Below are 12,489 nucleotides of genomic sequence, written 5' to 3'. Positions count from 1 at the left end.
GTTGGTTGGGTTTATTATCTGGGGGGCGTCTCCCCCCCCCCCCCCGCGGGGGGGGGGGGGGCGGGGGGGCCGGGGCCCAATCCAGCAACACCGAGCCGCCGAAATCCCCCTCTCCCTAGCCCTCTCCCCCGAGGGGAGAGGGAACTGCAGCAGCTCAACGCTGACCAGCCAACCACTCCAGCGGGATTTCATGCTGGCCGCGCTCGTCGGTGATGAACAGCTCACCATCGCTGATCATCACGCTCCAGGACAGCGAACGCGGCATGTCCAGCGCCAGGTCGGCCAATGCCTCCTGGCCCAGGGCGACCACGTTGATGTTCTTCAGACTGCGCACCGGGTCGAGGCATTTGCCCTGCCACACGCGCAGGTTGCCGTAGGCCACCAGGCTGAACTTCTCGGTACGCCGCGAGCACCAGGTGATGCGCTCGCTATCGGGCTGGCCAACTTCGATCCAGTGCAGCACGCGATCGTCCAGGCTCTTTTCCCACAGCGCCGGCTCGTCGACGTCCGACAGGCCACGACCGAAGGCCAGTTGCTCGTGATAGAACAGCGCATAGGCGATCAGCCGTGCGGCCAGACGCTCTTCGGTCTCCGAAGGATGGCGAGCGACGGTGAAGCGCAGGTTCTCGTAGACGCTGCGATCCATGTCGGTGAGGTTCAGTTCGATCTTGTAGGTGGTCGATGGCAGGGCCATGGCGGGCTTCTTGACTGGTCGAAAGAGCGCCAGTCTACCGCGAAAGCATGGCCCCGCCGACCATCAACAGGTCATGCGGGTGATCCGCAACTGCTCGTCGGTGTAATCGATGATCGCCTGCAGGCTGCTCAGATCCAGGTGCAGGCGGCAGTAATGCTCACCATGACGCCAGGCCAGCAGCAGTTGATCATCCGTCGAATAGTTCAGCTCGAAGCGCCCCTCGAAGGCCGGATGCTGGCAGCGAAAGCGCATCAGCGCCAGCAGGCGCTGCACCAGCGGCTGCTGCAAGGCCTGCTCGGCTTCCTCCAGGCTGTAGTAATGGCGGTTGACGTCACGCGCCTCGCCGGTCTGCTCGAGCAGGTCGAAGTCGTTGCAGCCGCCCAGCAGGCCGACGTAGTACACCTGCGGGATACCGGGCACGAAGAACTGGATGGCGCGGGCGGCGATATAGGCCTCGTCATTGCGCATCAAGGCCTCGTAGAAGGTGCAGGTGAGTTGATAGATGGCGCCGACGCTGTGCACGTTCACCGCCGAGCGCCGCAGGATGGGGTCGGCGCTGCGGGTCGAGACTTCGTCGATCAGATACTGGATCTGCGCTTCGGGCAGCATGCCTTCGACATCCGGGATGCAGATACCGTCATGGGTATCGAGCACGGTGACCTGGTTGCGCGGGCACATGCGCAGCCAATTTTTCAGGTAGCGGCTGCTGCCGCTGAGCAGGGCATGCAGCACCAAAGGCGGCAGGGCGAAACCGTAGGGGCGCATCTGCCGCCGCGAGATGGCGTACTGGTAGCTGATGTGATCATGCACTTCCGGCATCATCTCGGCATCGTACTTGGCCCCGGTTTCGCGGAACCACTCGAGGATGCGATAGACGTTCGGCTCCACCAGGAAGCAACTGGTGCCGATGCGCTTGGTGGTGTAGCCGAAGGCATCCAGACGGAACAGCTTGACCCCGCGCGCGGCGAGAAAGGCCATGTACTGCTCCATCAACTGGTAGGTCTGTGGCGAGTCGTAATTGAGGTCGATCTGCCGCTCGGTGAAGGTGCACCAGACCCGGCAGGTCTCGCCATTGGCCAGATGCACCTCGCGAAACGGCTCCTTCTCCTTGCGGATATGGATCTTGGCCAGGTCGTCATGGGTGATCTCGCCGAGACCATCGACCTGCACGAAGAGCTCTGCGTAGGGCGAATCCTGGCCATGGGCGAGGAAGTCCAGAAACTCCGGCGACTCGTCGGCGATATGGCTGATCACCAGGTCGACGCACAGGTCGAAACGCGCGGAGATGCGCTCGACATCCGCCCAGTCGCCGTAGCGTGGATCCACCTCCATATGGGTGAGCGGCGAGAAGCCGCCATCGGCGTTGGACGGGTACAGCGGCAGGATATGCACACCGCCCAGAGCATCGCCCAGGTGCCGATCGAGAAATTGATAGAGTTCCCCCAGGTTACGCCCCAGGCGATCGGGATAGGTGATCAGTTGAACGGCATTGCGCAGCGTCATGAGCCCCCCGGCATCTTCGATGGTCTGACAAAGGCGTACGCCAAGATCACCAAGCCTGTCAAGGAGACGGCGACATGCCGTGGGGCTAACGTGCCGGCTCTGCCGGCAGCCAATCGCCGATCGGCAGACACTGCACGCGGTTGCGCCCCTGATGCTTGGCGCTGTACAGGGCCTGATCGGCCTGCGCCAGCAGCCATTGCAGATCACACTCAGCATCTGCACAGAAAGAGACTCCAATGCTGACGCTGCGCGTCAGGCCGTTGCTTTCCAGGGTAAAGAAGTCAGCGCGAATGCGTTCCGCCATCGTCATGGCCTGCTGCCGATCAGCCACGATCAGGCAAGCGAACTCCTCACCGCCAATCCGCGCGAAGATGTCTTCCTTGCGCATCTGGCCCTGCACCAGCGTGGCAAAGTCGACCAGCACCTGATCCCCGGCAGCATGGCCGAAACCATCGTTGATGCGCTTGAAATGGTCGAGATCGAACAGCAACAGCGCCAGCGGCCGTTGCTGACGCCGACACAGCGCCAGCAGGCGCTCACCACTTTCCAGAAACCCCCGCCGATTGGCGACGCCGGTCAGCACGTCACGATAGGCAGCCAGGCGCAGGCCCTGCTCGGCACGCTCCTTGACCATCGACAAGATGACGAAGGCCATGCCAACGGCGTAGAGCAAGCTTTCGATCAACAGATAACCGAACAGCGGGCTGTTCTGCAGCGCAACTGCCGACTCCCCGGGACTCAACAGTGCCCGCAACGTGATGAAGATGAGGTGAAGACCAATCAGGATCATGGCGGGAGTTGGCGAAACATCCAACTGCGAACGTGCTCGCCACAACTCCAGCAGCGCAGCCAGCAGGTACGCCCCAATCAGCACGGCATTGACCTGCACACGAGCTTGCAGGCTGTCATAAATAGCCGGCCAGAAACAGGCTGCCAACCACAGCAGAGCACCGGCAAGCACCCATGCATAGCGGGGGCTGCGCCCGCAGAACAGACGCATGGCGGTCCAGTTCATCGCGCCACAGAGCAACAGCAGCATGTTGCCGATGATGATCGGCAGCCAGTCCATTCCCATGCCACGCAAGGCATTGAGGATCAGTCCCGCACTGGCCAGCAACAGCATGATGCCCGCCCATAGCAACAAGCGCTGCTCACGACCACGCAGCCAAGTGAACAACAGCAGCAAGCCACACAGGGTGATGACCGAGGTATTGGCGACCAGCAGCGAAGGCAGGTGAAACTGGAACATCAAGGGAACTCGATCAAGGCATGATGCGATTCGAGATTATGGCAGATAGCCACAACCGTTAGTTCAAAGCACTGGGCAGTCACCGCCAGCCCCACCACAGGTGACGGACCACATCGGTTGAGCAACGCCGCTAAGTCACGAAAGCCAGGTTTTACTCAATTGCCTTCGTAACGCGCCCACAGCGACTCGAACTCACGGCCGTAGGCCGACACCAGTTGCGGATGGTCGATCACCAACAGGTTTTCCTCGTTGCTGGTGCTGGCACTGCGCGTCCAGTTGAAGCTGCCGTTGAGCAGCAGGCGGCCGTCGAACAGGGCGAACTTGTGGTGCATGTGATAAGGCCCGGCGTCGATGCGCAGCGGCACGCCCTTGTCGCGCAGCCACTGGATATCGCTGCCCACATCGAACTGCTTTTCGTTGTCGGTGATCACCCGCACGGCGATGCCGCGTTGGTGGCAGGCCAGGATTTCCTCACTGAGCTGATCGTCGGAGATAGTGTAGACGCAGATCTCCACGCTCTTGCGCGCCTGGCGGCACAGCTCGCGAATCTTGCGCCGACAGCTCTCGCCAGGGCTGAAGTGCGCCGTGGCATGTTCCACGCGCGGAGCATTACCGACGCTATCGAGGGTCTTGACCACCTGCTCCAGCCATTTCAGCACCGGCTCGACATTGGCCGGTTCCTGCATCAGCTCACGGGCCAGGGCGAAGGCGCGATTGCGCATGAAGCGCACCTGATCGCTGCTCAGCTCGCTGCCCAGTTGGCGCAGCTCGTCGCGCTCCTCGTTGCTCAGACGCAGGTCGGCCAGGCTGTCACGCAGTTGCTGATCGAGGCGGTTGAAGTCCATGAAAAGTCCCTTTTATCGTTTGAGACGGCGGCGGCTCAAGGCGGCATAGAGAACGCCACAGAAAGCCCCCGCCAGGTGGTATTCGAAAGAAACGCCGGCACGCGGCAGCAGGCCGAAGAACCAGCCGCCGTAGAGGAAGAACACCAGCACCGCCAGCAACAGATCGAGCAGGCTGCGCTCGAACCAGGCCCGCGCCAGCAGCAGGCCCCAGAAGCCGAACAGCCAGCCGCTGGCGCCGACGTGCAGGCCAGTGCGGCCGAACAGCCAGACCAGCACCCCGCTGCCGATGATGATGAAGGCGCTGGCGAAGAAGAAATCACGCCGCGAGCGCAGCAGCACCAGGCTGCCGAGCACCAGCAGGCCGCTGAGGTTGCTGAGCAGATGCGCCCAACTGCCATGCAGCCAGGGCGCGAGAAGAATGCCCGGCAGCGCCTCGATATGCCGAGGCAGCAAACCCCAGGCATTCAAGGCGCCGCCCAGGGCGCCATTGATCAGTTGCACCAACAGCATCACGCCGCTGATCAGCAGCAGCGGGCGCAGCTCGACCAGCCAACCTCGTCTCACGGCGCCTCGTCATCGCTGCGTTGCTCCTGGCCGAGCAGCGTGCCGAGGTCACGCAACTGGGTGGAGATTTCCAGCATGCGATTGTGGGTGCGCAAATCGATGTCGATCTTCTTGTCCATCGCCTTGATCAGCGGCAGGAAGCTGTTTTCCAGCGTATCGGCCAGGCTTTCCAGGAGTTTCTGCGTGCCTGGCTGCGGCGGCGCCACCACCTCCACCTGCGGGTGCAGCTTGCCAAGCTTGTCCAGCCCGGCGAGCAATTGCTCCCAGGGAATGCTCGGCGTCTCGCTGACCGGTTTGGCGGTGGCGCCCAGGCCACGCACGCTTTCCACCAGATCATTGAGCTGCGCCACCACACGCCCTCCAACATCGCTGTCGCTGCCGCCCATGGCCTTGTTGCGCATGAAGTCGCGCTTGATCTGCGCCCAGCGTTCGGCCTGCTCGGGCGTCTGGTTGCCGCGCAGCTCGGCGAGCTTGAGCAGATTCTCTTCGGCGCCAGTGGTGAGCAGTTGCGACTCGCCCTGGTAGTGATCGGCGATCAGTTGCAGCAGTTCGGCATCGTTCATCACCGAGCTGATCTTCTCGGCCATCTTGTTCATGTTGCGGTAGCTGCCCTGCAGCTTGAACGGCGGCTCGGTGCGGTAGCTGTCGGCCTGCGCGGCGCTGACGATGTACTGCTGGTTGACCCGACCGACCACGTCGCGCACCTGCATCAGACGCTGCAGGGTCGAGGTGATCTCGTTGATCTCGGCGGCGCTGTAGGTGTGGCTCAGTTCGTTGGCCGAGAACGGCTTGCCCTCGGCCTTGGCCACGAAGCGGTAGACGTCGGCCATGTCGCGGGTGGCCAGCGGCGCCAGCACTGGGTTGGAGGTCAGGCTGTTCTCGATGTAGCTCAGCGCGAAAGCCTCTTGCATGCCGCCCAGCGTGTCGCCGAGGTTGTAGATATCGGCCCGGTTGGCGAGCATGTCGGGGATCTTGAACACGTCGCCGGACTCGGTGTACGGGTTGCCGCTCATCACCACGCAGAACTTCTTGCCGCGCATGTCGTAGGTCTTGGTCTTGCCCTTCCACACGCCTTCGATGCGCCGCGTGCCGTCACAGAGCGAGATGAACTTCTGCAGGAACTCGGGGTGGGTGTGCTGGATGTCGTCGACATAGAGCATCACGTTGTTGCCCATCTCCAGCGCCAGGTTGAGCTTTTCCAGCTCCTGGCGCGAGGTGGCGTCCGGCGCCTGCGCCGGGTCGATGGAGCGCACCTCGTGGCCCAGCGCCGGGCCGTTGACCTTCATGAAGATCAGGCCGAGGCGGTGCGCCACGTACTCCATCAGCGTGGTCTTGCCGTAGCCGGGCGGCGAAATCAGCATCAACAGGCCCATCAGGTCGGTACGCTTGTTCTCCCCGGCGGTGCCCATCTGCTTGGCCAGGTTGTCGCCGATGAAGCCCAGGTAAACGTCGTTGATCAGCTTGTTACGCACGAAGGACGACAGCGGCCGTGGCTTGAACTCGCTCAGGCGCAGCGCCGCGCGCTCGCGGTTGATCACCTCCTGGCGCAGCGCCTGGTAGCGCGAAAGCTGCGGCACGAAGTGATCCAAGTGCTGGCGCAGACGGGCGAAGTAGTCGTCGATGGCCAGCAGCAGGGTGCCGTCCTGCACACGCGGATGGTCGCCAAGCAGACCGCTGACGGTGAAACGCAGATCGACTTCGGTGAAACGCCGGGGGAATTCATCATCCAGCAGGCTGACGGCGATCGCCTCGGGCACATAGTCGGCCAGCTCGGCCATGGCGGCGTCCTGCGCGCACAGGCCGTCGAACCAGGTCTGCGCCAGCGACCAACGCTGCACGGGGCGGCCACGCAGGTTGTCCAGTGCGGCGCGGTAGTCGTCCCACACGTGGCTGGCCTGCATGCGCTGCTGCAGGCTGTCGAGCAGTTGCCGGGCGTACTTGCTGAAGCTGAACTCGATAGGTTTGGCCGCTAGTTCCTCCACCAGATAGGCCGCAGCCGCCTGGCGCTGTGCGGCGTCCACCACCAGCGGGTGCTGGGCGAGGAAGCGCTGCATGGCCGCGTCGATCTCTTCGCGCAGGCGCTGTACGCCATCCTCGCTGCCGAACAACTGGCGCAGGTGCAGACTGCTGCGCGCCCGCTCCGGCCATAGCTCGGCCTCGATGTCTGCCCCCCAACGGTTCCAGAACAGCGCGGCGAAACCCCGCGCTGCCGGCGCGTAGCGCAGCAGGCCGGCGCTTTCGCGCAGCGGCAGCAATTGAGTGAGGATCAACGCGGCGTCGTGGTCGTGGATGCCCTTCTCGTAAGCATCCTTGTAGCGCGGTGCGGCGAAGTCACGGATCAGCCGGGTCAGGGTTTCCGGCTGCGCCAGATGGGTCTTGAGCAGATCCAGGCTCAGACCTTCACGGCCGGCCACGGCGGCATCGAGCACCAGCCCGGCGAGATATTCGGCGCGGTACAGCGCGGGCGACTCGGACTCCAGCGACACCTGCCAGTAGTCGCGCAGGCCGTCCAGCGTCTCGTCATGCAGCGGTTCGAGGAAATCGGTGCCGGTCAGGTGCAGATACAGCGCATCACCGCGCGGCATCAGGGTCAGGTCGAGTTCCTGGGTGTTGACGCTGAAGCGGTGGCGCGGGCCGAGCTTGATGACGTTGCCGCCTTCCTCGAACAGCTCGCTCTTGTCGCGCAGGGCACGCACCGCCTGGTCGCGGGCGGCCTTGAGGCGTGCCTGGACGTCATCGGCCTTGACGCTGTCTTTCAGCTCGCGCAGGCGCTCGGCCATCTCGCGCAGCTTGAGAATCAGCGGGTCGGCGGCGAAGAAGGCGTTGAGTTCCTCCATCTGGGTCAGGCGCGCGGTGCGCCGGCCCAGACTGTCGAGGATACGCTGGGCGGCGTCGAGCACACCCTGGGCGCGGCGCTGGCGGTCATCGAGCAGGCTCTGCTTGTGCGACTCGAAGGTTTCCAGCAGTTCTTCACGCTTGCCGAGGATGTCGCTCAAGAACTCTTCGTGATCACCGAACTGGCTTTCCAGCTCTTCGAGCTGCACCAGCAGGCGCGACAACTGCTCGTCGCACTTCTCCGGGTCTTGCGCCAGCGCCAGGGCGTTGGTGATGCCCTGGCTGAACAGTTTGAACTGGGCACCGAACTGCGCCACGGTCTCGGCAGAGCCCAGCCCCTTGCGCCGCTGTTCGGCACGCGCCTTGGCCTGGTTGAGGTGGGCATAGACCTCGGAAATCGATTCGACGATGGCGGTGCGCTGGGTGGCGTCGTCGATCTTCAACGAGGCCATCAGGCTGGAGAGCATGTCCAGGTTGCCGGCCATGGCCTGCATCTCGGCCAGCGGCTCGTTCAACTGGGTGACGCTCTCGGCCTTCTGCGCCAGGCCGTCCAGTTCACCGAGGCGCTGCACGTAGGGTTGCAGCGCGGCGTCGCTGGCGAGGAAGGCGGAGGTGGCCGTGGCCACGCGCTCCTGCGCTTCGAGAAGCTCGGCTTCCATGGCGTCGATGCGCGCCACGTCGATGTAACGGTAGTCACGGATGGTCAGCAACTGGCCGCGTTGGGCATTGATGGCATTGAGTGCTTCGACGAAGTGCTGCACCTCGTCCCAGCTATCCACCAATAGGCCCGAGAGCAGAGTCTTCTGCCGCGTCTCGGCCTCGGCCATGGCGCGGGCGGACTGCTGGCGAATGCTCTCGACCTTCTCGAATTCATCGAGCACCAGCTCGCCGGTAGCGGCGATCTCGCGCAGCAGCGGCGCCAGCTCGGCGCACTGGGCATCGCCCAGCCAGTGATAGACGTCGAACAGACGGCGGGTGTTCTGGCACAGCTGGGTGTAGCGCGCCACCGACACTTCGCGGCTGTCGATCTCGCGGCTGAGGTTGAGCAGGTCGGACACGCCGCGTACCAGTTCGGCATTGCCGATACGCCCGAAGAAGCCGCTGCGCGCCGGCTGGCGGGCGGCGTAATCGTCGCTCTCGAACGGCGTCTGCCAGATCTGCATGGGGTGGATGCGGGTCGGCTCGCTGCCCTCGGCGGAGAAGATCACCATGCGCCCGTCTTCCAGGCGCGCGTAGCCGTGGCCGAAGATCGGGTTGTGCAACTGGCGGTTGATCATGTTGTAGGTGAACAGCGCCGAACGGCCTTCTTCCGGGTGGTAGAAGATGTACTGCACGTCCTCGCCATTGGGCGAACGTACCGAGCGTTTGAAGCGCATGCCGCCCATGGGCTGGTCGAAGGTCTTGTACTCGCCGCTCTGCAGGTAGTAGCCGCCGGGGAAGATGATGCCGTGGTCTTCCGGCAACTGCACACAGGCCAGGCCGATGGCGTCGATGCGTTCGACCTGATTGGTCAGGCTGTTGAACACCAGGTAACGCCACTGCTCCTCGCGGTACGGCAGGATCTTCAGCAGGATCAGGCTGCCCAGGCGGGCATATTCGATCTGCGCGTCGTCCAGCGACTGGGTCTTGTCCACCACTGGTTCGCGGTAGATGCCCAGGCCATCCTGGGTGTTGTTCTCCACCTTGATGGTGAGGTCGCCGCCGACGGTCTCGACGAACACGGTATCGAGGATGTTCAGGTGCGGATGGCGGCCCATGACCACCATCTCGCGCGAGGTCTTCTGCCACTCGAAGTCGAACGGCGCCGGCAGCGCGATATCACGCTCGCCACGGTTGTCGATATAGCGCACTTCGCGCCCATCGACCGAGATCGACCAGCGGAACACACGGATGTCGCTGACCCGTTCGCCGATCTGGAAGCTCGCCAGCAGCTTGCCATCGCGAATGGCCAGTTGCAGCAGGCGGGTGTTCTTGTAGTAGGTGTACAGCTCGTTGAAGTCGGCGACGAAACTGGCCTGAGCCAGGAAGCTGCCGTCCAGCGGCACCGGCTCGGCGTCGTAGCCTTCGGCGCCCTCGACCAGGCGGTAGAGGGAGAACACGTCGGCGACGCTGGTTTCCTTCTTCAGGCCGATGAACACGTTGTAGCCGAACAGCAGGCAATCACCGACCTGGACGATATCGCGGGCGATGCAGTTGTTCTCGGTGCGGATGCGCACCCGACCGATGGCCTCCATGGCGCTGCTGCCGAACTCGGCCAGGCGCTGGCCGTTGAGCGCTTCGGTCAGAGCACGCAGGCGCTGGCCCTGCTCCTGCAGGCGCTTGTGCAACACCTCGTAGGCGCCGCCTTCGGCGACAGCCTTGTCCAATACGTCCTGTGTCTGTACGTCCGACATCGTGTTCTTCCTGGATAGGCGGCATCGAGCTCCCTCGCCCGCTCAGCAGGGCGAGGGCTCTGGAAAATGCGTGGGAGGCTCGCGGCTGAAGCCCCTCCCACAAGGCACGGCAGGCTGTGGCCGGTAGGGTGGACAACGCTCTTTTTGTCCACCATTGGCGACGCAGAGCGCGTGGACAAGCTGCGCGTTGTCCACCCTACAGGCAGATCGCTCAGGCCTGTTCCGAATCGGCGCCCGGTGCGTTCACCGGCGCGGCCTTGCCAGCCAGCAGGCGGGAGATCACGTCCTGCACCACCGGGCTCTTGCCGACCACGCCTTCGATGGCCTTGCCCACCGACAGCGACTTGGCGAAGGAGTTGAAGAAATCGCCCTCGCCGCCGACGATCTCGATCTTCGCCTTGGCCATGGCCGCGGCCAGCACCTCGGCCTGGTCCTTGGCGATGTCCTTGTTGGCGTCGATGGCGGCCATGGCCTCCTCGAAGCTCTTCTCCAGTTGCATGCGGAACTCTTCGTGAGCGCGGGCGGCGTCGCTGAGCGAATCCAGCGCGCCGAACTTCTTGCCCAGACCTTCGGCTTCGGCGCTCAGGCGCTCCAGCAGAATCGCGGCCTCGGCCGAGCCCTGCTCCTTGGTCGCCTTGGCCTTGGCCAGACCCAGTTGCTCTTCGCCACGGGCCTGGGCGCTGAGTTTTTCTTCCAGCACCTTGGCTTCGGCCAGGCCGTCTTTTTCCTTGGCGGTCGCCTGGGCTTCCAGCACGCGGGCTTCGGCCAGGCCTTTTTCCTGCTCGCCCTTGGCTTCGGCGATCAGGCGCTCGGCTTCGATGCGAGCCTCGGCCAGACCTTCCTTCTCCTTCGCCGCAGCGGTGACTTCGCGCACCTTGGCGTCGGCCAGACCGGGCGCGGCACGCTCGGCTTCGATCCCTTCGGCCAGTTTCTTCTTGGCCTCGGCGCTCTTGGCGGCTGCTTCCAGCTCGGCCTGGGCCAGGGTGTTGATTTCCACGGCCTTGTGCTTGGAGCGAGTCTCGTCGGCTTCGGCCTGCTTGACCTGGCGCACCAGCTCCTGCTCGGCTTCGGCCTGGGCATTGAGCACGGCGACCTGCTTGAGGCGCTCGGCCTCGGAGACTTCGCGCACTTCCTTGATGCGCTCTTCTTCCTGCGCCACGGTCTTCTCCACCGCCACGCGCTCGCGGATCACCCCAGCGATGTTCTTGCGTTCTTCCTCCAGCGCCTTTTCCTTCTCGATGCGCTGCAGCTCCACCTCGCGCTCACGGGCGACCACTTCCAGATCCTTGGCGCGGGTGACTTTCTCCACCTCGATGACCACGGCACGCTGGCGGTTCTGCTGGGCCACTTCCACTTCGCGCTGATGGTTCTCGGCGCGGATGTCCAGCTCCTGCTGGGTCTGGATGCGTGCCTGCTCGGCCTTCAGGCGCTCTTCTTCGCGCACCTTGAGGGTTTCCGCTTCCTCACGGGCGCGGATGGTCTCGATCTCACGCTTCTGCCGCGCTTCGGCATCGGCCTGCTGGCGCTCGAGCGACAGGGTGGCTTCGCGGGTCTCGACGTTCTTCTTCTTGATCGCCAGCTCTTCGTTGCGCTCCAGCTCGTTGGTGATGACGTTCTGCGCGGCGGTCAGCTCGGTGATCTTGCGGATACCCTCGGCATCGAGGATGTTGCTCGGATCCAGCGACATCTTGGAGGTCTGCTCCAGGTAGTCGATGGCCACGTCTTCGAGCACATAACCGTTGAGGTCGTTGCCGATCACCTCGACGATGCGATCACGGAAATCCTGGCGGTTCTCGAATAGCTGGACGAAATCGAACTGCTTGCCGACGGTCTTCAGCGCCTCGGAGAACTTGGCGTTGAACAACTCGTTGACCGCGCCACGGTCGGAGGCGCGATCCACACCGATGGCCTTGGCCACCTTGAGCACGTCTTCCTGGGTCTCGTTGACGCGCAGGTAGAAGGCCACGGTGATGTCGGCGCGCAGGTTGTCACGGCAGATCAGCCCGTCCTTGGCGCGGCGATCCACCTCCAGGGTGATCAGGGAGATCTTCATGAACTCCTTGAGGTGAATCACCGGGTATACCAAGGAGCCGGTGAAGTGCACCTTGGGCGTCGAACTCATGTCGTTGACGATCAACGCGGTGCCTTGTGGAACCTTGATGTAGAAGGCCTTGAACAAGGCAATCAGGGCGATCAGGAAGAGGACGACCAGCCCGGCCCCGATGATGAAGGGGATGATATTTTCCATTACTGCTTCACTCCTTTGCTAATTGTGCAGACGGGGTCGATGAGGCCTTACCCTGCCAGCCCTCTATTACGTAGGGATTGTGGCTAGCAGGCTGTTGAAAAACTACCTGCGTTGCCATTGCTGCGTTAAAAACAGCCTCAAAATGCTCATTTACAACA

At 63.5% G+C, this 12,489-nt stretch carries 7 protein-coding genes; all 7 read right to left on the bottom strand.

What is annotated here, in order from left to right; translation table 11 throughout:
• Positions 1–154: 154 nt before the first annotated feature.
• The 7 genes from ACSVIK_RS25650 to ACSVIK_RS25620 all read right to left on the bottom strand — a co-directional run bounded on the left by ACSVIK_RS25650 (position 155) and on the right by ACSVIK_RS25620 (position 12,331).
• Positions 155–694 (bottom strand): YaeQ family protein, encoded by a 540-nt coding sequence (locus ACSVIK_RS25650; protein ID WP_442446955.1) that lies wholly within the window; start codon positions 692–694, stop codon positions 155–157.
• A gap of 63 nt (positions 695–757) precedes the next feature.
• A complete protein-coding gene (gene gtfA / locus ACSVIK_RS25645; RefSeq protein WP_442446954.1) occupies positions 758–2,197 on the bottom strand; it encodes a sucrose phosphorylase in 1,440 nt (479 codons plus the stop codon).
• An 85-nt stretch (positions 2,198–2,282) separates the two neighbouring features.
• On the bottom strand, positions 2,283–3,446 hold the full coding sequence (locus ACSVIK_RS25640) for a diguanylate cyclase (protein ID WP_442446953.1): 1,164 nt from the start codon (positions 3,444–3,446) through the stop codon (positions 2,283–2,285).
• 155 nt (positions 3,447–3,601) lie between these two features.
• Positions 3,602–4,291 carry a phospholipase D-like domain-containing protein gene (locus ACSVIK_RS25635; RefSeq protein ID WP_442446952.1) on the bottom strand — a complete coding sequence of 230 codons (690 nt, stop codon included), beginning with the start codon at positions 4,289–4,291 and terminating at the stop codon, positions 3,602–3,604.
• A gap of 12 nt (positions 4,292–4,303) precedes the next feature.
• Positions 4,304–4,855 carry a rhomboid family intramembrane serine protease gene (locus tag ACSVIK_RS25630; protein WP_442446951.1) on the bottom strand — a complete coding sequence of 184 codons (552 nt, stop codon included), beginning with the start codon at positions 4,853–4,855 and terminating at the stop codon, positions 4,304–4,306.
• Positions 4,852–10,083 (bottom strand): DNA repair ATPase, encoded by a 5,232-nt coding sequence (locus ACSVIK_RS25625; protein ID WP_442446950.1) that lies wholly within the window; start codon positions 10,081–10,083, stop codon positions 4,852–4,854. The genes ACSVIK_RS25630 and ACSVIK_RS25625 overlap by 4 nt, the downstream gene beginning before the upstream one ends.
• 211 nt (positions 10,084–10,294) lie before the next feature.
• The gene (locus tag ACSVIK_RS25620) at positions 10,295–12,331 is read right to left on the bottom strand and encodes a hypothetical protein (protein WP_442446949.1); all 2,037 of its coding nucleotides are present in this window, start codon (positions 12,329–12,331) and stop codon (positions 10,295–10,297) included.
• Positions 12,332–12,489 lie beyond the last annotated feature (158 nt).

Source organism: Pseudomonas sp. NCHU5216 (assembly GCF_052156495.1).
In the GTDB taxonomy this organism is placed as follows: Bacteria; Pseudomonadota; Gammaproteobacteria; order Pseudomonadales; family Pseudomonadaceae; genus Aquipseudomonas.
Note: the sequence above shows the minus strand (reverse complement) of the source record. Positions and strands in the feature narration are given on the sequence as shown.

Bases quoted from the DNA above. Each gene is read 5' to 3' on its own strand.
- ACSVIK_RS25650 (WP_442446955.1), bottom strand. From the start codon at position 694: ATGGCCCTGCCATCGACCACCTACAAGATCGAACTGAACCTCACCGAC.
- gtfA (WP_442446954.1), bottom strand. From the start codon at position 2,197: ATGACGCTGCGCAATGCCGTTCAACTGATCACCTATCCCGATCGCCTG.
- ACSVIK_RS25640 (WP_442446953.1), bottom strand. From the start codon at position 3,446: ATGTTCCAGTTTCACCTGCCTTCGCTGCTGGTCGCCAATACCTCGGTC.
- ACSVIK_RS25635 (WP_442446952.1), bottom strand. From the start codon at position 4,291: ATGGACTTCAACCGCCTCGATCAGCAACTGCGTGACAGCCTGGCCGAC.
- ACSVIK_RS25625 (WP_442446950.1), bottom strand. From the start codon at position 10,083: ATGTCGGACGTACAGACACAGGACGTATTGGACAAGGCTGTCGCCGAA.
- ACSVIK_RS25620 (WP_442446949.1), bottom strand. From the start codon at position 12,331: ATGGAAAATATCATCCCCTTCATCATCGGGGCCGGGCTGGTCGTCCTC.